This is a genomic window from Bacillus sp. FSL M7-0791 (assembly GCF_038627085.1).
Taxonomy (GTDB): domain Bacteria; phylum Bacillota; class Bacilli; order Bacillales; family Bacillaceae; genus Bacillus; species Bacillus safensis.
This window is the reverse complement of record NZ_CP152022.1, coordinates 424364-448201: the sequence shown is the minus strand read 5'-3', so window position 1 is coordinate 448201 and position 23838 is coordinate 424364. Positions and strand designations below refer to the sequence as shown.

General features: G+C 40.9%; 20 protein-coding genes. 7 read left to right on the top strand and 13 right to left on the bottom strand.

The features are described from left to right. Window positions 1-21 precede the first annotated feature (21 nt). Entirely contained in the window at window positions 22-1398 is a 1377-nt protein-coding gene (locus MHI08_RS02130; RefSeq protein ID WP_024427311.1) for an aspartate kinase, read from the top strand. A 164-nt stretch (window positions 1399-1562) separates the two neighbouring features. Further along, complete coding sequence (locus MHI08_RS02125; protein WP_024427310.1) at window positions 1563-2408, top strand: GAF domain-containing protein; 846 nt, start codon at window positions 1563-1565, stop codon at window positions 2406-2408. A gap of 38 nt (window positions 2409-2446) precedes the next feature. Here MHI08_RS02125 and MHI08_RS02120 read toward each other — a convergent pair whose 3' ends face one another. From MHI08_RS02120 to MHI08_RS02075, 10 genes are all read right to left on the bottom strand, one after another. Next, window positions 2447-3874, bottom strand: a complete 1428-nt coding sequence (locus tag MHI08_RS02120; protein WP_342499944.1) for a HAMP domain-containing sensor histidine kinase — start codon at window positions 3872-3874, stop codon at window positions 2447-2449. Beyond that, the gene (locus tag MHI08_RS02115) at window positions 3864-4556 is read right to left on the bottom strand and encodes a response regulator transcription factor (protein WP_218676945.1); all 693 of its coding nucleotides are present in this window, start codon (window positions 4554-4556) and stop codon (window positions 3864-3866) included. The genes MHI08_RS02120 and MHI08_RS02115 overlap by 11 nt, the downstream gene beginning before the upstream one ends. Window positions 4557-4906: 350 nt before the next feature. Continuing rightward, window positions 4907-6241 (bottom strand): MmgE/PrpD family protein, encoded by a 1335-nt coding sequence (locus MHI08_RS02110; protein ID WP_163114325.1) that lies wholly within the window; start codon window positions 6239-6241, stop codon window positions 4907-4909. After that, a complete protein-coding gene (locus MHI08_RS02105; protein WP_326349998.1) occupies window positions 6232-7389 on the bottom strand; it encodes an amidohydrolase in 1158 nt (385 codons plus the stop codon). Before MHI08_RS02105 ends, MHI08_RS02110 begins: the two co-directional genes overlap by 10 nt. Before the next feature lie 34 nt (window positions 7390-7423). After that, entirely contained in the window at window positions 7424-8170 is a 747-nt protein-coding gene (locus MHI08_RS02100) for an amino acid ABC transporter ATP-binding protein (RefSeq protein WP_326349999.1), read from the bottom strand. A gap of 12 nt (window positions 8171-8182) precedes the next feature. Continuing rightward, window positions 8183-8857 (bottom strand): amino acid ABC transporter permease, encoded by a 675-nt coding sequence (locus MHI08_RS02095; protein ID WP_034283777.1) that lies wholly within the window; start codon window positions 8855-8857, stop codon window positions 8183-8185. Window positions 8858-8881: 24 nt separating this feature from the next. Next, the gene (locus tag MHI08_RS02090) at window positions 8882-9676 is read right to left on the bottom strand and encodes an amino acid ABC transporter substrate-binding protein (RefSeq protein ID WP_024427304.1); all 795 of its coding nucleotides are present in this window, start codon (window positions 9674-9676) and stop codon (window positions 8882-8884) included. Window positions 9677-9697: 21 nt separating this feature from the next. Next, window positions 9698-10201 (bottom strand): GNAT family N-acetyltransferase, encoded by a 504-nt coding sequence (locus MHI08_RS02085; RefSeq protein ID WP_024425523.1) that lies wholly within the window; start codon window positions 10199-10201, stop codon window positions 9698-9700. Window positions 10202-10218: 17 nt separating this feature from the next. Then, complete coding sequence (locus MHI08_RS02080) at window positions 10219-11544, bottom strand: LLM class flavin-dependent oxidoreductase (RefSeq protein ID WP_041106559.1); 1326 nt, start codon at window positions 11542-11544, stop codon at window positions 10219-10221. 199 nt (window positions 11545-11743) lie between these two features. Further along, window positions 11744-13531: a right-handed parallel beta-helix repeat-containing protein gene (locus MHI08_RS02075; RefSeq protein WP_342499943.1), complete on the bottom strand. Its 1788-nt coding sequence runs from the start codon at window positions 13529-13531 to the stop codon at window positions 11744-11746. Between the two features lie 262 nt (window positions 13532-13793). Between MHI08_RS02075 and MHI08_RS02070 the strand changes: the two genes are divergently transcribed. After that, window positions 13794-15287, top strand: coding sequence for a peptide MFS transporter (locus MHI08_RS02070; protein ID WP_056765124.1), 1494 nt, complete (start codon window positions 13794-13796; stop codon window positions 15285-15287). Between the two features lie 67 nt (window positions 15288-15354). Here MHI08_RS02070 and uxaC read toward each other — a convergent pair whose 3' ends face one another. From uxaC to MHI08_RS02055, 3 genes are all read right to left on the bottom strand, one after another. After that, window positions 15355-16791: a glucuronate isomerase gene (uxaC, locus tag MHI08_RS02065; protein WP_339240800.1), complete on the bottom strand. Its 1437-nt coding sequence runs from the start codon at window positions 16789-16791 to the stop codon at window positions 15355-15357. Window positions 16792-16871: 80 nt separating this feature from the next. After that, window positions 16872-17969 (bottom strand): Gfo/Idh/MocA family oxidoreductase, encoded by a 1098-nt coding sequence (locus MHI08_RS02060; RefSeq protein ID WP_024425518.1) that lies wholly within the window; start codon window positions 17967-17969, stop codon window positions 16872-16874. Between the two features lie 58 nt (window positions 17970-18027). Then, window positions 18028-19194 (bottom strand): Gfo/Idh/MocA family oxidoreductase, encoded by a 1167-nt coding sequence (locus MHI08_RS02055; RefSeq protein WP_073203781.1) that lies wholly within the window; start codon window positions 19192-19194, stop codon window positions 18028-18030. Window positions 19195-19543: 349 nt separating this feature from the next. Here MHI08_RS02055 and MHI08_RS02050 point away from each other — a divergent pair, with 349 nt between their 5' ends. The 4 genes from MHI08_RS02050 to MHI08_RS02035 all read left to right on the top strand — a co-directional run bounded on the left by MHI08_RS02050 (window position 19544) and on the right by MHI08_RS02035 (window position 23819). Beyond that, entirely contained in the window at window positions 19544-20221 is a 678-nt protein-coding gene (locus MHI08_RS02050; protein WP_087975282.1) for a GntR family transcriptional regulator, read from the top strand. Window positions 20222-20239: 18 nt separating this feature from the next. Next, the gene (uxuA, locus tag MHI08_RS02045; RefSeq protein WP_041106572.1) at window positions 20240-21337 is read left to right on the top strand and encodes a mannonate dehydratase; all 1098 of its coding nucleotides are present in this window, start codon (window positions 20240-20242) and stop codon (window positions 21335-21337) included. Further along, entirely contained in the window at window positions 21331-22185 is an 855-nt protein-coding gene (locus MHI08_RS02040) for an SDR family oxidoreductase (protein WP_041106574.1), read from the top strand. Before uxuA ends, MHI08_RS02040 begins: the two co-directional genes overlap by 7 nt. An 83-nt stretch (window positions 22186-22268) precedes the next feature. After that, complete coding sequence (locus tag MHI08_RS02035) at window positions 22269-23819, top strand: MFS transporter (protein WP_041106576.1); 1551 nt, start codon at window positions 22269-22271, stop codon at window positions 23817-23819. The last annotated feature ends 19 nt before the right edge of the window (window positions 23820-23838 follow it).

Here is a 23838-nt window from a genome sequence, read left to right as displayed (position 1 = left end):
TTACTATAGGAGATGTATGCATTGAAGGTCGTTAAATTTGGTGGCAGTTCACTTGCCTCTGGCAAGCAGCTGCAAAAGGTATTTGACATTGTAACAGCAGATCCAGCTCGAAAAGCAGTCGTTGTTTCCGCACCAGGAAAACGGCATTCAACGGATACAAAGGTCACCGATTTATTAATTAGCTGCGGTGAACAATATTTACGTTTAGGCGAAGCACATGATTTAAAGGAAGCAGTCATCGAGAGGTATGCCTCAATAGCGGATGAACTCGAATTAGGTCAAGACATTATCGATACCATCAGGCAAGATCTAGACACATTATTACAGGCTGATTCATCCCGCCCTGAGTGCTATCTTGATGCCATTAAAGCAAGCGGTGAAGACAATAACGCTAAGCTCATTGCCGCCTATTTCCGCCACCAAGGTGTGGAAGCTCATTATGTGAATCCAAAGGAAGCTGGTTTGTTTGTGAGCGATGAGCCTGGCCAAGCGCAAGTTCTGCCGGAGTCTTATGATCATTTGTACAAATTAAGAGAGCGCTCTGGCATTATTATATTCCCTGGCTTTTTTGGCTTTAGTCTCGCGGGAGACATCGTCACCTTTTCGCGAAGCGGCTCCGATATTACCGGCTCCATTTTGGCGAACGGTTTGAAGGCAGATGTATATGAAAACTTTACAGATGTCGATGCTGTCTATGCCGTCAATCCAACGATCGTTCATGAACCAAAAGAGATTACAGAGCTGACATACCGGGAAATGCGCGAGCTGTCCTATGCTGGTTTTTCTGTGTTCCATGATGAAGCACTTATTCCTGCCTTCCGTGCAGGCATTCCGGTTCAGATTAAAAACACCAACAACCCGTCGGCAAAAGGGACAAAAATCGTAAATCAGCGGGACCATACAAATGGACCTGTTGTTGGAATCGCCTCAGACAATGGATTTTGCAGTATTTACATTAGTAAATATTTGATGAACAGAGAAGTCGGTTTTGGACGAAAGGTGCTGCAAACACTAGAAGAGTATGGGCTTACGTATGAGCATGTTCCTTCTGGCATTGATGATATGACCATTATTTTACGGCAGGATCAGCTGGAGGAGCAGCATATTGAAGAGGAGCTGCTAGACCGCTTGAAGCTCGTGCTTGATGCAGATGAGGTCATTTTAGAGCGAAATCTTTCGCTGATTATGGTTGTAGGAGAAGCGATGCGTCATAATGTTGGTACAACAGCAAGAGCGGCAAAGGCGCTGTCAAAAGCGAAGGTCAATATTGAAATGATCAATCAAGGCTCTTCAGAGGTCAGCATGATGTTTGGCGTCAAAGCGGCTCAAGAAAAAGAAGCTGTTCAAGCCTTGTATGAGGAATTTTTCTCTATGTCTACTGTCCCTGTCTCTCTTTAATCAGAAGGCTGCCAGATCTTTGGATCGGCAGTCTTTTTTCATCTCGACGATCAGAGTGTTTTTGCGCATTAAAGTGTATCTATTTCTTGTTTGATTTTGTATGATAGAGACAAATCAACTATCCGTTCCGGCCTATGATCGGAGCTACAAGGAGTCCTAAAACAATGCCTCTTCAACAACTATTAAAACAGTTTCGCAATTTTCATGATGCTTCTACTAGTATTTTAAACATGATGAGTCAATTCATTGATGTGAATACACTGTTTATTGCTAAAAATGATCAAAACACCAATCAAATTGTAAAGGTGCTAAATCATGACGAGCAGCTTCTTGAAGAAGGAGAAGAACTTCCTTACGAAAAGACATTTTGCAAGCTTGTGGTCGATCATCGGGATACACTTGTGATTCCTGACATTTCGAAGGATGACCGTTTTAAATACTTAGAGGTTACGAAAAATCTTCAAGGCGGCTCGTTTATTGGAGTTCCCATTAATTTCACAGATGGGACGAACTACGGAACGATTTGCGGACTTGATTTGAGGCCGAAGCAGTTCACAGAAGAGCATGTATATATGTTTGAAACGATGGCTTCATTATTAAGCTATGTCCTCGAACTAGACCGTGCCAACCGGCAAATTCGGCAATTGTCTGTACCGATCGTACCAGTTGTTGACGGTGTCGCTGTGCTTCCTCTGCTTGGTGATATCGAAGAGACACGTGCTCAGCATATTTTGGAAACCATTTTACAGGAAAGCTACAGGCTGTCGCTTTCTCATTTGGTCATTGATGTATCGGGAACAAAAAGCCTGAATGAACAAAGCATTCAATATTTAGTCAGCTACGCACAAACACTGAGACTTTTAGGAATTTCGGCAGTTTTAACAGGTATTAAGCAAGACCTTGCTTTAAGTGCGATTCAATCCAATATATCGTTTAAAGACATCACCATCCGGAAAGACTTGCCGCAGGCACTTGCTCATATTGGGTTGACGTTTACCAAAAATGAATAAGTGGTGATTCACCAAAAAGGGCTAAAATGAACTTCATTTTAGCCCTTTTCTTCTGGAAACGGGAGTCGTATGGTAAATGTCGTTCCATTGTTTTTTTCACTTTTCATATCAATATGCCCTTCATGCAGGTCTACAAGCTGCTTCACGATAGACAAGCCCAATCCGTATTCTCCATACGGTGTATTCGTTCTTGAGATATCCGCTTTATAAAAACGTTCCCATATGTGTTTGACTTCGTCTGGCGCAATGCCAATGCCTGTGTCTTCCACTTCGATGATCGTCTCTTGATTTTCTTGTTTTCCTCTTAAGTAAATACGGCCGCCTTCTGTGAATTGAATCGCGTTCTTTGTGATATTGACAAGGATTTGAATAAGCCTGTCATAATCTGCATAAACCTTTAGCTCGGGATCAACGTCCACGATCAGCTGATTGTTTTTCTCTTCGGCGATTCGGCTCAGCTGCTCTTTCATCACTTCAAATGTGTCAATGAGTGGATAGTAAAATTTCTGAAGGGTAATTTGATTCGATCTAATTTTCTCATAATCCATATTTTCATTGACAAGGCGCAGCATACGTTTTGTCTCGTCAGTGATTAAGGCATAGCATTTCTCTTTCTCTTCTGCTGACACATCCGCAGTGTTCAGCCATTCCACCAGTCCTCGAATGGTGGTCAGCGGTGTTTTCAATTCGTGAGACACATCTGCGATGAATTGGCGTCTGCGCTTTTCGAGCCGATCAATTTCCTCTCTTGATTGCTGAAGACGCTTGGCCATCATATTAAAATCCTCACCAAGTGTGCCAATTTCATCAAGGTGTTTGTTTTCAAGCTTGATGTTGTAATCACCTTGCGCAATCTTTTCAGTCGCCTCTCTCAGCTTTTTGATACGGTTCACATGAAATTTAGACAGGAACAGGCTGAGAATAAAGGTGATCGTCAGCGCCACAAATACGATGATATACAGATAACGATTCATTTGGGCGATGAGCTGTTCAGCGCCTTGAATCGGGGCAATAAGGACAACTCCGCCCTTTAGCTTTCCATCCTCCATGACAGGGAGCGCCACAAGTGATGCCTCTTGATCAAGGCGGCGTGAATCACTTCGCTTCACAATGATTTGCTCTCCTTTTGAGAGTTTGGCCCATAAATCCTTTGTCAATAATACTTCATGCGGCGGCATCTCTTGCTGCTGAGACAGAATATCTCCTTTTTCATCAAACACGAAAAAACGAATTTGTCTCGTCGAAAGAATATCTTCAAATGGCCGCAGACGAAAGGTCATCTCGCTTTTAGGGAGTCTTCTATAATCTTGCAAGATTTCATTCCCATAGGAGCTCATTTCATTCACTCTGTTTTGATAGGCAATATCTTTCACAAAATGAGATAAAAGGGTGCTGATAATGACAATGGCGATGAGCAATAACCCAAGATGGCTGATCAGCAGCTGATAAAAATATTTAATCTTCATCGAACTTATACCCTACGCCCCATACTGTATACAAGAAGGGCTTAGGCCCGTCCCCAATTTTTTGGCGCAGCCGTTTAATATGAACATCTACCGTTCGTTCATCTCCATAAAATTGGTATCCCCAAATTTGCTCAAGCAATTGTTCTCGTGAAAATACTTGCCGAGGATGCTGAATAAAAAAGCACAGCAGATCGTATTCTTTCGGTGTGAGGTTCTCTATTCGCTCTCCATCCAGGAAAACTTCCCTCGTTTTCTTATCCAACTGAAAATGTGCTGTCTCCAGCCGTTCGCCCTCATTCACCTTTTCTTGAGTCTTTGTATGAGCAAAGCGTCGTTTCACCGCTTTAATTCTTGCCATCAAGGTTAGTGGACTAAAGGGCTTGGTCACATAATCATCTGCCCCAAGATCAAAACCAAGTACCTGATCAGATTCGGTTTCCTTGGCTGTCAGCATGATAATCGGAATGTCACTGATCTGGCGCACCTTTTGACAAATGGTCAGACCATCCATCGAAGGAAGCATGACATCTAAAATGAGTAGATCCCAATTCTCCTCTTGCTTAAAACGATTCAATCCTTCTAATCCATCATGAACGAATTCCGCTTGAAATCCCTCTCGTTGAAAAAACATTTCCGTCATTGTACAAACGCTCTGATTATCTTCAATCATTAATATTTTCATGATCAGCCTCCGCTGCTACCATTGTTTTTCTTTATTTTACATGTTCCCTTTCAAATCTCAATTGGATTCCACTGTTTTTATGAACTTATCATCGTTTGGTCATCTTTTATTCATACTTTTTGAAAGAACTAATACTGCGGTGAATCACATGAGGTTTTTTATATGATGGCATTGCAGAAGATGGTAAGATGTTAGTTGAAGATATGATTCAACATGACGTGACAAAATATCAAGAGAAGGACAGTGTCATTTATGGTTTTTAAACTCATGTGTCACGCATCCTGACAGTTAAAAGATGGATTAAAAAAGCTCATCTTTTGGGGTCAGTCCCCTATCGATGAGCTTTTTTATCATGCCAGCAACTTCAAATAAGCAGTGTCGTTTTCCTCTTCAACCGCCTGTAAAATCTGCTGTGCCTGTGATGCGCTTGTGACGCTGCTTAACTTTTGTATGATGTCTTCTTTCGATAACGCACAGCCTGGTGCTCCCTGCGGAATATCAACCCGCTTGCTAATGGTGGTGCCGTCAGATAAGGTGAGTTTCACAATCGTAAAGCGTCCTTTTGGAACAGCATCGGGATGGGGTTCTGTCGTTTGATCATATCCTCTGCTTACCCGCTTCATCCATGTCCGCATGTCTGATGGAATGGTTTTTTTCGTAAAGGCATCCAGCGTAAGCGTCTGTCCAAACACTGCAAGTGCGATGACGTATTCGACACTGAATCGTCCTTCTTCCCCGGTTAAAGGTGTCCGCTCAATAAGCGCTGCATCTCCGCCTGGCGGGAATATGACATCGACCTGTTTTACCTGCTCCGGCAAGAAAGACCGCTCTTTCATTAAGGATTGGATCGCATCTGCTGCATGGTGGGCTGCTGAGCAAAATGGATATACTTTGAACCACAGCCCCGGCGAAACGATACGCCATGTAGAACCATAGCCCTCTAGCAAACGGCTTTTCGCAAGTTCCAGATCTCCATAGAGTGAAAAGAAACCAAGCGCGCCATCAAGAACCGAATCATTCCCGCCAAAACCTGAACAAGCTAAATCCATAGACCAAACGGCTGTTTTAGCAGCTAAGCCGGCTTGTAATGGTTTCATATCAGAGCCAAATTGCTTTCGCATTCCGGCTGATTGCGCTCCGGCAAAGCCGATTGCTTTCGTCAGTTCTTCCTGCGAGACTTGTTTCAAATAGCCAATCGCACACACTGCCGCAATGGCTCCGAGTGTTCCTGTATTATGCCAGCCCCGCTCATAATGCGCCTTGCCGATGGATTCGCCAAGTCTTGCCATCACTTCAACACCTGTGATGTAGGCAGCTAAAAACCGCTCGCCATACCCTTTGCCGTCTGTCAGCTGTGATAGCAGCGCTGGAATGATGACCGCGCTCGGATGTCCTCTCACATCTGAGTGCACATCATCATAATCCAGGGCATGGATGAGGTAGCCGTTCAGCATGGCTGCAGATTGGCGGCTCACCTTCTTTCCTTGTCCAATGACAGGAATCTGAGCGGCTCCGCCTTCCTGTTCAACAAGCTGCATCAGCTTCTGAATCCCTTCATCCTCTTTCGCAGCAAACGCTGATGCCGCAGCGTCTAACAGGCCATTGCTAGCCATTTGAATGGCCCGCTCATCTAGCAGTGGATCAGCAGAAAGCACTGCTTCTGCCAGATGTTTTGTTAATTCCATGATCGAGACTCCAATGCCCGAACGGCAAGCTCAGCAAAGAAGGCAGCGGCAGCTGGAAGTGCGTCTTCATTTAATGTAAACGCAGGGTGATGCCACTCCTTTGTACCACTAGTCCCCATCCATACAAAAAAGCCTGGAATGCGTTCTTGATAAAGGGCAAAATCTTCTCCGCCCGGTGACTGCTCTGCCTGCACGACATGTAAGTCAAGCGAGCCAGCCGTTTCTTCTACCACCTTTGTCAGACGCTCATCATTCATGACAGAAGGCAAATAAGGATGCCATCTCACTTCAGCCTCTGCTCCAAATCCTTCAGCAATCCCGCTGACGATTTGTTTCATAAGCTCTGGAATCATCGCTCTTACTTCAGGCTCAAACGTCCGAACGGTTCCTTCCATCTCAACACGGTCGGGAATCACATTCCATGATGTACCGCCTTGGATGCGTGTGATACTGACAACTGCATGATGCAAGGAGCTGATGCGGCGGCTGACGATTTGCTGAAGGGCGCTTGTGATCTGCCCGCTGATGGCAATCGGGTCTACCGTGTGATTTGGAATACCGGCGTGGCCACCCGTTCCTTTAATATCGATTTCAAACCGGTCCACACTCGCCATCAATGCTTTTTCTCTAATGCCAATCGTGCCAACTGGCAGGTCAGGCTTGTTGTGCATACCGAAAATCGCATCGACTCCATCTAAAACGCCTGCCTCTATGACGTGTTTCGCCCCTTGAGCCACTTCCTCAGCCGGCTGGAACAAAATACGGACCGTTCCTTTGATCTCATGTTTCCGCTCCTTTAATAAAAGAGCCGCACCAAAAATAGAAGCTGTATGGAAATCATGACCGCACGCATGCATTTTGCCCGGTACCTTTGAAGAAAATGGTTCGCCAGATGCCTCTTCAATCGGAAGTGCATCAATATCGGCTCTCAAAGCAATTGTCGGCCCCTCTTGTTCTCCTTTGATTTCACAGACAACGCCTGTTTGAAGGGCTGGGATATCAAGTACAGTGATCCCTTCCTCTTCTAACCAGTGGCGCAGTTTCTTTGTCGTTTCAAATTCTTCAAACGCCAGCTCTGGATGCTCATGAAGCGCTCGGCGAATGTTGATCAAACGTTTGTTTAAAGCTTCATTTCCTATTGATTTCACTAGACACTCACCCCTCTAAAGAATAAAAAGCAGCTTATGCTTCTTCAGCCGCTGCTTCTTTTTGGATAAATCGTTTCGTCCGTTCATTCTTCGTTTTATCAAATAGCTCAGTTGGCGTCCCCTGCTCGATAATATGACCATCCGCCATGAAAATCACATGGTCTGCCACTTCTCTTGCAAACGCCATTTCATGTGTGACGATGATCATCGTTGTTTCTTGAATCGCAATGGATTTAATGACATGAAGCACACCTGAGACAAGCTCTGGATCAAGCGCTGACGTTGGTTCATCCAGTAAAATCGCATGTGGATCAACCGCTAACGCGCGGGCAATCCCAATCCGCTGCTGCTGTCCGCCAGATAACGTGACTGGATAGCTGTCAGCCTTTTGCTCTAACCCTACCTGCTTCAGCAGTTTCATACCGATTTCATTCGCCTGCTGCTTCGTCATTTTTTTCGTCACAAGCAGTGATTCTGTTATGTTTTGCAGTGCTGTCTTGTTTTTAAATAAATTATAGTTTTGAAACACCATGGCCGTTTGTTGACGCAGGTGATGGGCTTCTTTACGTGAATATTTGGACGCATCGAGCCTCGCATCGCCAATTTCAATTGTCCCTTCATCAGGTGTTTCTAATAAATTTAAACAGCGCAGCAAGGTGGATTTACCGGAGCCAGAAGGTCCGATAATGGCCACAACCTGCCCTTTTTTCACGTCGAGATTGATTCCGTCTAAGACGACAAGATCGCCGAATGATTTCTTCAAATTGGTGAGCTTGATCATGTCCACACCTCCTTAATTCCGGTAAGGTTTGCTGATTTTTCGTTCAAATAGGTCTTGCAGGAAGCTATAAATAATCGTCATCACCCAATACACGATCCCTACGGCTAAATAGGTTTCAAAGTATTTATAGTTCGCCGATGCAATCATCTTCCCTTGTGCAAACATTTCTGCCACACCAATCGTAAAGGCAAGAGATGTTTCTTTTAAAAGACCGATAAAGGTATTCCCCGTCGCTGGAATTGCATTTCTAATGGCCTGCGGGAAAATAATTCTGATGTAAGACTGCCATCTTGTCATGCCAACAGATAAGCATGCCTCAAGCTGCCCTTCATCCACTGAGTTCAGAGCCGCTCTGAAAATTTCTGCTAAGTATGCTGAGTTTTTAATACTTAATCCGATAATGACCGCTGTTAAAGCATCCATTGAGGTCATCGCAGGGAATAGCTGCGGGAGACCAAAATAAATGAGAAAGAGCTGAACCAAGGTTGGAACCGCTCTGAAGAAAGAAATATACAGCTTGGCAAATTGGTATAAAACAGGTATCCGGTTTTTCGTAATGAGAGCGAATACCACACCAATGATAATGGCAAATACCATGGAGACAATCGCCATGAAGATCGTTATCGGCAAGTATTGAAGCAATGTCGGAAACACCGTCACCATATACTGCCAATCAATTTTGTTCATGTCTGCTCTTCACCGCCGCTGTCGTTATTTTTTAATTGGCACTGTCACATCGTCTTTGAAATATTTCTCAGACAATTTCTTAAGTGTCCCGTCTTCTCTCAATTCTTTGATGGCTTTGTTAAATTCTTCTCTTAGTTTGTCATGCTTTTTATCTTTCGCAAATGGGTAGCCTACTTCTTCATATACAATTGGGTTGCCTACGATTTTCAGCGGCAGACCTGTTTTTTCAATTTGAGCAAGTAATACACTGCGTCCGTTGACATATGCATCTACGCGGCCATTTGCCACTTCATTTAATACGCCGTCTTGCGTTTCATATGTTTTAATCTTAATTTTCTTGTCAGGGTCTTTGCTCTCTAAGTTTTTAGCATGGTTAGAGCCAAGAACCGCCGCCACTGTTTTTCCTTTTAAATCGTCAAGACCTTTGATGTCGTTGTTGTCTTTTTTCACGATGATTTGTGTTCCTGCGTAAGCGTACGTATCTGTAAAGTTAAATGTTTGTTTACGCTCGTCTGTGATGGCGACTTGGTTTGACACTGTATCGAGCTTACCAGACGTTAGCTGTCCCATCAGTCCGCTGAATTCACTCAGCTGCCAGTCTAGTTTGTAGCCAAGCTTTTTCGCAATAGCTTCTGTTACTTCAACATCGAATCCTACAAGCTTGCCATTGTCTTTATAAGCAAACGGATAGCTTTGTCCTGTAGCGCCTACTTTTAACACTTTTTCGTCTTTGCCTTCACTCTGATTGTTGCCGCCGCAAGCTGCTAAAACTGCCAGCATTGCTGCAAATAGAACGACTAGCCACTTTTTGTTTTTCATGTTTGTAAACCCTTCTTCCTCTTATGGTTGTGTGATATCTGATCTTAATTGTTTTTTGAAATAAACCGTGATATGACCTTTGCCTAAATCTTTTTCACCTGCTCTGACATAGCCTTTACGCTCATACATCTCTATCAGCCATGGATGCTTATCAGCTGTACCGAGCGACACGTACGGCACCTTCAGTGTATCCCTTAGCACTTCAGTTTCCACCCATTCCAGCAAGGCTGAGCCTGTGCCTTTTTTGGCGGCTGGTTCTGAGGCAAACCACCAGATATGAGGGACGCCGAACGGTCCTGGCTGCTCTCCCCAAGGCATACGGAGTGATAAGGTGGATAGAAGCTCTCCGTTTTCTTCCATCACATAGCAAAGATTCTTTTGTACATTATTCTGAACGAGAGCGAAATCAGCATGTGCTGCTTGAAACTGGATGCCGAGCTCACGAATTGGCTCGTAGGCTCTTGTTGTCAGTTCAAGCAGCGCCTCTATATCTGCCTCTGTTGCCAGACGAAACGTGTATCCCAACGTTAGTCACCTCACCCTTATGTCGTGTAGCGATTTTTTGGCTCTGTTAATCCGAGATTTTCTCGCAAGGTTTGTCCTGTGTAATCGGTTTTGAATAAGCCTCGTTCCTGAAGGATTGGGACGACGCGGTCTACGAACACATCCAGCCCTTCTGGCAAGAGCGGCGGCATGACATTAAAGCCGTCTGCTGCTTCTTCACGAAGCCATGTTTCCATCACATCTGCCAGCTGCTGCGGCGTTCCAATGAAAATATTATGACCGCGTGAGCCGGCAACCGATTGATAGAGCTGGCGAATGGTCAGGTTATCCTTTCTCGCCATATTCATCACGAGATCAAAACGGCTTTTCACCGCATTTGTTGTGCTTGGATCAATCTCTGGAAGCGGTCCGTCTAAAGGATACTGAGACAGATCAATTCCGCCTAAGTAATTTTGCAGAATGCTCAGTCCAATCTCAGGAACAATCAGCTCCTGTAATTCTTCATATTTCGCTTGGGCTTCTTCCTCTGTATCAGCAATGATCGGGAAGATACCCGGCATGATACTGACGTCCTCTCTAGCACGGCCAGCAGCCTCTACTTTCCCCTTCAAGCTTTGATAAAATTCCTTCGCTTTATCGAGATCGTTTTGTGCTGTGAAAATGAGCTCTGCTGTTTTTGCTGCAAGCTTTTGGCCATCTTCGGAAGATCCTGCTTGAATGATCACGGGCTGCCCTTGCGGCGTACGTGATACGTTGAGAGGCCCCCTGACTGAGAAGAACTCACCTTTGTGCTGGAGCTCATGAAGCTTACTAGATTCGAAGAATTCTCCTGTTTCCTTGTTTCGGACCAGAGCGTCTTCCTCCCAAGAATCCCAGAGACCTTTGACGACCTCGACGAACTCTTCTGCCCGCTCATATCGTTTATGGTGTGCTAAATGCTCTTCTCCGCTAAAATTTTTCGCTGTTTCTTCAATAGAAGATGTGACCACATTCCATGCCGCTCTTCCTCCTGATAAATGATCAAGGGAAGCAAACTGCCTTGCAATATGGAAAGGCTCACTGTATGTAGTGGAAGCTGTTGCTGCTAAACCAATGGTTGAGGTAGACTCAGCAATAGATGAAAGCAGCGTGAGCGGTTCAAATCTCGTTAATACGTTCGGATGAGAGGTTTGATTAATGGATAAACTGTCGGCTAAAAAGAGCAAATCCAGCTTTCCTTCCTCTGCCTTTTTCGCTAATTGTTTAAAATAATTTAGGTTCATGGCTGCATCTGGTACTGCATTCGGATGTCTCCAAGAGGCAACGTGATGTCCAGTTCCTGCGATGAATACGCCTAGCTTGAGCTTCCTTTTCGGCTGTGACACTTGTTCTTCATCCTTTCTATATCCTAAATGTATCAAACCGAAGTCCTTAGAAGATACATTTTTCTGATTGAATTAATCGGTTTTATTAATAAAAAAAAGGGCAAATGTTGCGAAAAATGAAAAATAATTATTACTATATGCCCTTTTTACAGGATTGTCAACCGCCTTCTGAACCTCCAAAATAAGGGATTTCAAACGCTCATGACGGTGTATCAATCTCAATATTTCCGATGAGCCGGTCTGTGGTATGTGTCACCAATTGACTACGCTCCAGCATGTTGTGAGCGATCACAGAATGAGTGGAATTTGCGGTGCGGACGGCAATCGCTTTTTGAGGAGATCTATTGATGATGTTATTACGCAGCACACGGGCTGAGGCAGTCTGGTCAATAAAGATCGCCGTCGGCTGTCCGATCGATCGATTTAAATAGAAGCGGTTATCTCCAATTTGTGGTGAACCATTTTTAATATACATCACGACATATAAGGATGTTTCTTCAAAGGAATTATCTTTAATTTCCAATGCCCCCGTCGTGCTGCTGTATACAGCGTAGTTTTGATAGTGCTTAAAGCGATTCTGCCAGATGAAAGCCTTTGCATTTCCAGTGACACTGATCGTATACGAAGAATCTAGCTCCGGGTGTCCTTCTTGAATAAAGTGGTTGCCGTTGATTCCTGCTTCCCCTTCCTGCACCCAGATTCCTCTGCTGAATTCTTTGAATTGATTGTGCTGGATGAGAATATTCGTTCCTCTCACCACGGCCGCATCGATAACAGAGTAGACCGTATTGTTTGAAAAAACGACACTATCCGATTGATAGATACGCAGCGAGGCGCTTCTTTTTCCGGTATTCGTTCCTGATTCAATATGGTTTCCTTCTATTAGAATACGATTCGCCATATAAACGGACACAGCCGCATCTTCAAAAAGACTAATCTTATTGCCTGTAATGTGAACGCTGTCTCCTCTCACATCAATTCCTTTTTCAAACCCCTCAATCATATTGCCAATAATCATCACATTGTTTTCCGTTTGGCCAAGTGAGACGCCTAAACTCGTAATCCCTGCTTTTGTAACACCTCCTCCTACTGCACGAATCAAATTGTTGGCAATGATCGTTTCGGTGGAGAAGCCATAGGAGATACTGCTATCTGTATGATTGCCTTCAATGATCACACCATAGCCGTTAAAGTTATAGATGGAGCTTGCTGCACCTCCTCTGACGATGTTGTTGCGAATCTGAATATTCAAAGGCTCCTCCATATTAACAGCATTTTCTCCATAGCCTTCAATATCAATGCCCATTCTTGGCTCGACCCCATTTACTCCTGCTCTTTCCAAGAGACAGTCCTCCACAATAACCCCATCACAGCCTGTAATCGAAATATTGTTGCGTCTCGAATCTGTGATGGTGCAGCCAGAAATATCAATAGATGCAGCAGGCGAGTATGGTTCACCCTCTGTCAACAAACCGTGGGGACTAACAATGATGCCGTCTCCCGTACAATTTTTTATTTGGACATGATTGACCTCTACATGGGAGGCACCTTCAATACATATCCCAAAGCCCCATTCATGGGTTCTTCGTTCAGCGGGGAGCGGCTTGTATACATGCTCATGACGATCCCCTTCAATACGCCCGCCTCGAATGGTCACATGCTCAACCTTTCCTATATAAAAAGCTGCATACCCCCATGAATCATTTGGTTTCACCTTTATTACAGCGTCTGACGCCATCTCAATGCATATATGACTTGGCACCCGTATACCTGCACCTCGGAAAGGAAAAAATGGATCACCTCTGTACACCGCATCGATTAAATATGTGCCGCTCGGCAGCCAGATATGGGAATATCCCTGTGCTTTTGTCCACTCTAAACATTCATTGAGCTTAGCTGTGCAATCCGTTTTCCCGTCAGCAATTACGCCAAAATCTAGTACATTGACAACTGGTTTTTTTAGATCAGATTCATTCAATTCCCCCAACCTAATCACTCCTTTTCACACATGTTCTCTTGTCATCCTATGCATGTGGTAAAGGTTTGCTTGTACATTCCTTCAAATTTTAAATAAATTCTTTTGGAATAACTTTCCGATAATTTTCACTTCAAAGAATTTTTCAATTTTTTGAGTCTTTACGCCTATTGAACTAACATTTTCCTGTTTTAGAATAGTTTTATATTGACACAAGAACTATACAAGAATATCATTTTTCTCATATCTCTTTTTTTAAGAAAGGATCTATGCCATGTCTACAATTGATCACGATAAAATTGTTAAAAGTGTTCCTCAAAAAGGGTTTTTTGGACATCCTAAAGGACTTTACACACTGTTTTTCACTGAATTTTGGGAGCGTTTCTCCTATTATGGCATGCGTGCACTGCTTATTTATTATATGTACACAGAGGTGACAAAAGGCGGTCTAGGCTTTGACCAGACGACAGCCAATTCGATCATGTCTGTCTACGGTGCGCTTGTCTATATGTCAGGAGTGATTGGCGGATGGCTCGCCGACCGGGTATTTGGTTCGTCCAGTACGGTGTTTTATGGCGGAGTTTTTATTATGCTTGGCCACGTGATTTTGGCTTTGCCAAGCGGAGCAACAGCGCTCTTTATTAGTATGGGACTGATTATTATCGGGACAGGTCTTCTCAAGCCAAACGTTTCAAACATTGTTGGCGACCTATATACAAAAACAGACCCGCGCAGGGACTCTGGATTTAGTATTTTCTACATGGGGATCAACATGGGTGGCTTTATCTCCCCATTAATTGTCGGAACACTCGGTCAAAAAGTGAATTTCCACCTCGGGTTCTCACTCGCTGCCGTGGGGATGCTTGTTGGACTTATTACATTTGTGGTCACAAAAAAACCGAATCTTGGTCTTGCCGGCACTTATGTGACAAATCCATTATCAGCTGCCGAACGTAAGAACTTCAAAATTTACGGATCATTGGTTGTGATTTTGCTTGCGGTTTTTGCTGTCATTGGCATTCAAACAGGCGCACTCACAATTAATCTATTCACTTGGTTTGTCAGTGCCCTTGGTGTACTCATTCCGATTGTTTATTTCATTGTCATGTATTTCAGTAAAAAGACGAGCGCAGTGGAACAATCCAGGGTTCTCGCTTATATTCCATTGTTCCTTGCTGCCGTGATGTTCTGGGCGATTCAAGAGCAGGGCTCAAACATTTTAGCAACATATGCAGATCAACGAACAAACTTGAATTTCCTTGGGATGACACTAGCGTCTTCATGGTTCCAATCATTGAACCCAATCTTTATTGTGCTGCTGTCTCCAGTGTTTGCTTGGTTATGGGTCAGACTTGGGAAGAAACAGCCGTCTACCCCGATTAAATTCTCACTCGGTCTTCTGTTTGCAGGGTTATCCTTCATCATCATGATCATTCCTGCATACATGTCTGGTCCGAACACACTTGTGAGCCCATTATGGCTCGTTCTGAGCTTCTTCCTCGTCGTGATCGGAGAGCTCTGCTTATCACCAGTTGGACTGTCAGCGACAACAAAGCTGGCCCCTGCTGCCTTCTCAGCGCAAACGATGAGCCTTTGGTTCCTTTCAAATGCAATGGCACAGGCGATCAATGCGCAAGTAGTCAAACTGTTTGATAAAGTGCCGGAAACCGTCTATTTCGGTATCATCGGATTCCTTGCCATCGTTTTATGCGTTGTGATGCTATTACTGACACCAGTGATTAAGAAAGCGATGAAAGGCGTTCATTAATAAAAAACTGGGCATGAGTACATCATGTCCAGTTTTTTACTTTAATTATAATCATTATCTTACTGCATTATTCATTCGTTTTCATTGGTACTGTCTCATTTATTTCAATATTAAAATAATTCACGGCATTGTGATAACAAATATCTTTGACTATTTTTCCTATAAATTCGTAATCCCTTGGAAGCTCACCATTTTCTATCCAAGTCCCAAATAAATCACATAAGATTCTTCTGAAATATTCATGGCGAGGGAACGATAAAAAGCTTCTGGAGTCTGTAAGCATCCCTACGAAAGTGCTAAGCAAACCTATATTAGATAATGTTTTCATTTGATCTAGCATGCCGTCTTTTTGATCATTAAACCACCACCCGGATCCAAATTGAATTTTTGCTCTGGCATCAGAAGACTGAAAATTCCCTATAGTAGAGGCCACAATCGCATTATGAGCGGGATTTAAATTATAGATGATGGTTTTAGGTAAAAGGTTGTCTTTGTCTAATTCATTCAAAAAACCATTTAAATGTCTTGCTAGGTGGAAGTCAGACATAGAGTCGTACCCACTATCTTTCCCCGTTAACTTGAACATTCGTGTGTTATTATTCCTTAAAGCACCTATGTGTAATTGCATGGTCCAATGAAGAGAATGATATTTTTTACTCAGGTGAAGAAGAGTGTTTGTTTTAAATTTATTGATATCCTCTAGGGATAGTGTTTTTCCTTGCAGAGCACGTACAAATATAGAAGACACTTCTTGTTCAGTAGCTGGTGAAAATGGAAATATTTCAAAACCATGATCAGAAATTCTGCATCCATTCGCGTGAAAATAATCAATTCGCGAATGTAATGAAGCGATAAAGTTTTCATATGTTAAAACAGCGCCGTTGATTGAATCACCTAATTTTTCTATATAGTTTACAAAATTTGATTGTTCAATATTTAAAGCATGATCCGGTCTAAATGTAGGTAGGACCCTAGTTTTAATTCCTACATCTTTACGTATGATTTGATGAATTTCTAAAGTATCGATTGGATCATCAGTCGTACACACAACTTTTACATTAAATTTTTCTAAAATTCCATTTGTGGACATGTTACTTTCATTTAATCTCTCATTACAAATATCCCAAACTTGATGTGCATTTTTTTCTGAGAACAACTCATTTATATTGAAATAACGACTTAATTCTAAATGTGACCAATGATAAAGAGGGTTTCCTATTGTATATGGAACCGTTTGCGCCCAAGCTAAGAATTTTTCCTTGTCACTTGCATTCCCCGTGATCAATCTTTCTTCTAAGCCTAACCATCGCATCGCCCTCCATTTATAGTGATCTCCATTAAGCCAAATATCAGTCATATTTTCATATTTTTTGTTAGCAGCAATGTCATCAGCCATTAAATGCGTATGAAAATCATAGATTGGCATATTTTTCGCGTAATCATGATAAAGAACTTTTGAACTTTCATGATTAAGCATCATATCTTCGCTTAGGAATGTAGACAATATCGTCACCTCTATACTTATGTTTAGAAAATCAATTAAATGAAATAAGGTGTTATTAACAAAAATAACACCTCTCTTTTTTAGATCTTACTTAATTCAAACTCCGTATTTACGTAGATTGCGTCTCGTTGTGCAATTAAGCAAAGTTCTGCGGCTTTAAAAGTATGTTCCTGAGTCATAGCATTTTCTGTACCGTTTAAACAATCTAAAATAAGTTCACCAAAGTAAGGGAATCCTACTTCTCCATTTAGAGAAAAATGCTGCTCTGTCTGTTGATTTACTAAGTATAAATGGTCTCCTGTTTTATCCCTTGCGATGTCTACGTATTTGCGAATTTCAATATACCCATCTGTTCCAAGAATGAATGTACGCCCATCCCCCCAAGTGCTAAGGCCATCAGGAGTCAGCCAGTCTACTCTAAAGTAGTTTGTAGCCCCATTATCAGCAATCAAAGTAGCATCACCAAAGTCTTCTAATTCTGGATATTGATGATGCTTATAATTGCCCACTTTACTATGTACAACTTTTGCATCTTTTGCGCCAGAATAGAAAAGGAATTGTTCAATTTGGTGACTGCCAATATCACATAGAATACCTCCATAATATTCCTTTTCAAAAAACCAGCTTGGTCTGCTTTCTACATTACTACGATGTGGGCCAGTTCCAAGAACTTGTACCACTTTTCCAATGGCTCCTTGTTCAATCAATTGACCAGCAAATACGGCACTCTCCACGTGCAAACGTTCACTATAATAAACAGCCCATTTAAGTCCCGTTTCAGCTGTTTTTTTACGAGCAAGCTCCAATTGTTCTAACGTTGTAAAAGGTGATTTATCCGTAAAGTAATGCTTACCATGATCTAAAACACGCAGCCCTAAATCACAGCGTTTAGATGTAATGGCTGCGCCTGCCACGAGCCTGACATCTGGATCTTCGAGGATTTCTTTCTCACTTTTGGCTGCCTGTACCTCCGGATAAGCTTTACAAAATTCTTGTACTTTTTTCTGATCATGATCATAAACCCATTTTAATGTAGCCCCAGCCTCAGTTAATCCATTGCACATTGCATAGATGTGTCCATGATCAAGACCTATTGCCGCCATGACGAATTGTCCTTCTGTAACAACAGGGGCACTTTTTCCCTTAGGAGCATAATTCATTCCATCACTTTTCTGCATGATTGTTCCTCCTCTAGCTAGCTTCCAGTTTATTTTTAATAATTTAATAACGTTAGACTCATAGTTTCTCGTAATTTCCTCCAACGGTTATCGTATCGTCTGAAAAATTTTCGACACTGCTTTGTTTTTCATAAAAATGCTTAACGTTCGCGAGCATTCCTTCACGTGTATAAAAAGGATCATCTGCTGAAAGAGGAAGCTTCACATGAACACCTTGGTTTGCAGATTTATAGATGGCTGTAATAAGTTCTAGTGTTTTTCTTCCTTCTGTTCCATCAATTAAAAGCTTCTGGTTACCCTTGATAGCCATTAAAAAATTATTTATTTGTCCTTTATGCCCTTCAAATAGTAATTCCGGATATTGATGAAAAGCTTCCTGAATACGATTTTCTAAATCCTCATCATTTTTCTCTTGAGGAAACCCATTTTCTTTAGCTATTTGAGCATTTACTTTCCATGGGACAGATACTCTAGCTTTTTCACCTTGAAAAATCAATTGTTGTTCTTCTCCATGATGAACAACAGAACTGGTTACTTGTGCTAAGCTGCCATTTCCATAGCGAAGTACAGCAATAGAAAGGTCTTCAACCTCTGCATTATCATGCAAGGTATTACTAGTTGCTGCAAAAATGTCAACCGGCAATCCTAACATCCATTGCAACATATCAATATGGTGGACAGCATGATTAAGTGTACAACCTCCACCTTCTTTTTCCCATGTACCGCGCCACCATAAATCATAATAACTATGACCACGCCACCAAAAAGAATCAACTTGAGTATGAGCGATTTTTCCAATTAGGTTTTGATCAAGGACATGTTTTAATCTCATAATGGGCGTCATAAACCTGTTTTGAGCAACCACAGATAAAAGCTTTTGGCTTTCAATAGATGCTTTTATCATTTCGTCACATTCTTTTAGAGAAGAAGCCATAGGTTTTTCTACTAAAACATGTTTGCCTGCTTTAAGAAAATCGATGGCAATGGTTGCGTGCATATAAGGAGGTGTACAAATGGAAACGGCATCAATCGTAGGATCATTCAATAATTCTTGGTAGTTAGCGACAACTCGTGCTTCCAGGTTATATTTTGTTGCTGCAGACATTGCTTTTTCAGGATAAATATCAGCTAAAGCTACAATTTTACTGATTTCAGGCATTGCAAGATAAGCCTCGATATGGGCAGTTGCAATAGATCCAGTTCCAATAATGGCGATGTTAGACATATCAATCTTTCCCTTCTGCAAGAAGATAAATTTTCACTTCCAATAATGAGATAGCGCTTTCAAAAAACTGAATGATTCACCTAACTGATAGATCAAAGTACCGTTCATTTTGTTAATATTCTAGTTATACTAGTATGGTAGATCAAAAACATTATAACTCAATCTTTTTGAATTTTGTATAGTTTTTTGAATTTTCTTTTTAATATCCCACACTTTTATGATTGATCATGGCTTACATAGTGGAATCATCAAGAGATGCTCACAGTACAAGTATTCAGAAAAATTATATGAATGTCTACCATTCTAATCTACTTGTATGGTAGTATGTTAGAGAAAGGAGATTAGAATAATGAATATTGATTTTAAAAACCAAAACCTCTCTACGAGGGAACAAGTTTACAATATGCTAAAAGATCAAATATTAAGCCTGAAGCTTCCACCTGGGACAAATATTTCTGAAAAGGAAATATCCGTTCAATTTAATGTGAGTCGAACTCCTGTAAGAGAAAGCTTTTTAAAATTATCTCAAGAAGGATTATTAAGTATCTATCCTCAACGAGGTACATTTGTTTCTTTAATTGATTTGAACCTTGTGGAGGAAGCACGGTTTATGCGAGAACATCTCGAGAAGGCAGTGATTAGACTAGCCTGTCAGGAATTTTCGGAAGAGCTGATTAATGATTTAGATATGAATTTAAGTATGCAAAAAATTTGCGTTAAGAAAAAAGACTATAAAAAAATGTTTGAATTAGATGAGGAGTTTCATAGAACTATTTTCAAACGGTGTAAAAAAGAAAAAACATGGTTAGTTATTCAACAGATGAATGTACACTTTAATAGGAGTCGCATGTTAAGGCTAGTAACAGATTATAATTGGGATCATATTCTTTCTCAACATGTAAATATCTTCAAAGCTATACAAGATCAAGATGCTGATAAAGCTGAAAAAATCATGGAAGAGCATTTGAAAATTGCACTTGTTGATAAAGAATTATTGAAGAAAGAATATCCAAATTATTTTCAATAAAATTAGGGGTGATGGTAGATGAGGATGACATTCAGATGGTTTGGAGAAGGAAACGACACGATCACACTGGAACAAATAAAGCAGATTCCAGGAGTGGAAGGAATTGTTTGGGCACTGCATGATGTGCCCGTAGGAGAAGAGTGGCCAATAGAAAGAATGTTAGAAATGAAAAAATTAGCCGATAAACATAACCTTCATATTGAAGTGGTTGAAAGCGTGAATGTTCATGAAGACATTAAGCTCGGACTTCCAACTAGAGATCGATACATAGAAAATTATAAGAAAACAATTCAGAAGCTAGCAAAGGTGGGTGTTAAAGTCATATGTTATAACTTTATGCCTGTCTTTGATTGGATCCGTACAGACTTAAATAAAACACTTTCTGATGGATCTACAGCTCTATTTTATGAACATAGTCGAATTAAAGATATTGATCCGAAAGAATTAGTAAATAAAATTAGTGAAAACTCCAGTTTAACCATGCCCGGTTGGGAACCAGAGCGGTTAAATCACCTCCACCAACTTTTTGAAGCCTACAGAAATATAACAGAAGATGATTTGTGGGCTAACTTGAAATATTTTTTAGATCAGATTATTCCAATTGCAGAACTTCATGATATTAAAATGGCTATTCATCCTGACGATCCACCTTGGCCTGTCTTTGGTCTACCACGAATAGTAACTAATCAAAAAAACATCAGAAAAATTTTACAACTAAATAGCAGCCCATATCATTGTATAACGCTCTGTACAGGATCTTTAGGAGCAAACTTAGAGAATGATTTAGTTTCTATGATTCACGAATTTATTGATAGAATACCATTTACTCATATAAGAAATGTACGCGTATATGATAACGGGGACTTTGTTGAAACATCGCATCGATCAAAAGATGGATCAGTAGACGTTTCAGCCATTATACATGCTTATTATGAAAGCGGATTCAAAGGTTATTGTAGACCCGATCATGGAAGACACATTTGGGATGAACAATGCAGGCCTGGATATGGTCTTTATGATAGAGCACTTGGAATTATGTATTTGTGGGGAGCTTGGGATGCTTTAAAAAATAAACAGTCTGTACGAAAAGAAGCAAAGGAGGAAGCTACATGGTAAACATACAAGAAAATAAAAATTTAGCTGGTAAAGTAGCTGTCATAACAGGAGGAAGTGGCGTACTTTGCAGCGCCATGGCAAAGGAACTTGCTAGACATGGCGTGTCTGTGGCTATTTTAAATAGAACAGTCGAAAAGGGTGAAAAGGTAGCCGAAGAAATTAACCTTATGGGTGGGAAAGCGATTGCGATTAAATGTGATGTGATGAATAAAGATAGTGTGGTACAAGCCGAGAAGATTGTAACAGAGGAATTAGGCATGTGTACAATATTGATAAATGGAGCTGGTGGTAACCACTCCAGTGCAAATACAACCAACGAAATATTTCAAACAGAAGATCTTACTAATCCTAAGGTAAATACTTTTTTTCATTTAAGTACAGATAGTGTACAAAATGTATTTGATTTAAATTTTATGGGGACTTTCATTCCTACACAAATTTTCACTAAACATATGGTTCATCAAAAGGGAGCAGTTGTCATCAACATGTCATCTATGAGTGCCCCTTCTCCAATGACCAAAGTGCCTGCTTATAGCGCGGCAAAAGCAGCAATTGAAAATTTCACCAAATGGTTAGCTGTTCATATGGCTGAGGCAGGAATTAGAGTAAATGCTATTGCACCGGGCTTCTTTTTAACCTCACAAAATAAAAACCTTCTCCTAAATGAAGATGGAGATTATACAGAGAGGTCACATAAGATTATTTCGAATACACCAATGAGAAGGTTTGGTACGCCAGAAGATCTTCTTGGTACCCTATTATGGCTTGTTGATGATCATATGTCAGCATTTGTTACCGGCGTGACAATTCCTGTGGATGGAGGTTTTATGGCGTATTCAGGTGTTTAATATTTTTATTTTTTCCTTGTCATACATCTTTATTTTATCTGTTTTTTTAAATTTATAAGTAGGCTTGGAAAGGAGACATAAGAATGCAGACTGAGAACAGGAAACTAACACTCAAAAATTATATTGGTTATGGAACAATGGATATATTTGGAGGGGGAGCATTCGCTATAATAGGCGCATGGATGTTATATTTTTTCATTACATACTGCGGCCTTACCCCTGTTGAAGCAGGATCTATTATTGCAATTGCACGTATTATTGATGCGATAGCAAGCCCAATTATGGGCCATATCACTGATAATTTTGGTCGTACAAAACTTGGGAAAAAATTTGGAAGACGCAGGTTCTTTTTGCTAGTTGGAAGCCCTTTAATGGTTATTTATTCTCTTCTTTGGATTTCTGATATGAATTACTGGTACTATTTAACGGTTTATATTTTGTTAGAATTCCTTGCAGCAATGGTATTAATTCCATTTGAAACACTTGGAGCTGAAATGACGAATGATTTTAATGCTCGGACCAAGCTCTCAACTATCAGATTAATCTATTCAGGACTAGGAACATTTTTAGCTACCTTTATTCCAGGTAGATTATTCGAAATATTCGGAAAAGATTCACCTCAAGTTTTTCTTTACAATGGGATTATCTTCACCTTTATTTTTATGGCCGCATTATTAATTACACATAGAACAACATGGGAACGTAAAATAGAAGAAGACATGATAGAACCTGATGGTGTAGAAAAAGTACCTGCTATAGAATCCATAAAAAAAGTCATCATTGACTTAACATCTACTTTTAGAATAAGAAGTTTCCGTCAGCACCTCACGATGTATATTTGTTCGTTTACGGCCATGGATATTTTAAACGCTGTCTTTGTCTACTTTGTTGTGTTTTCTTTAAATAAAGATGCAGTGCTGGCAGCCGATTTATTATCTATTGGTTCATTACTTCAAATGGTATGTACAATATTGTTTGGTTGGCTCGTGATTAAAATAGGTCCTGCGCCATCTTTGAAAATATCTTATATTGCGATTATTACATGTATCAGCGGTTATATATTTTTATACTTCACACAACCAACTTATATGATTATAGCGCTGTATGCTTTCTCTGTTATCTTAGGCATCGGAAAGAGTGGATTATATTATATACCATGGAATATTTACACTTTCATTCCTGATGTAGATGAAATGGTCACTCGTAAAAGAAGAGAAGGAATATTTGCAGGTATTATGACTTTTACACGCAAAAGTACTACAGCTTTAGCCACATTTTTGGTAGGAGTTATTTTACAGGAAAGTGGATTCGTTGCAAGCGCGACGACACAATCTACGACAGCAATAAATGGGATTGTAGGTATTCTGTTTTTCGGAACTGTAGGGCTAGTCGGTATTAGTTTAGTTATTTCATTTAGATTTAAATTATCTAAGAAAACCCATTCCATTATGATTAATGAAATTAATAGGTTAAAGAATAATGGTTCAATGGAACAGGCTGATGATGAAACAAGAAGTGTTTTGAAAGCGCTAACAGGATGGGATTACGAGAAGCTTTGGGGTCATAATAACGTAGGATATCAGAATAAGCGCCAACATTTTGAACAACAAGATTTTAAACAGGATATGAACTAACTTTTGTTGTTAGTTGCAC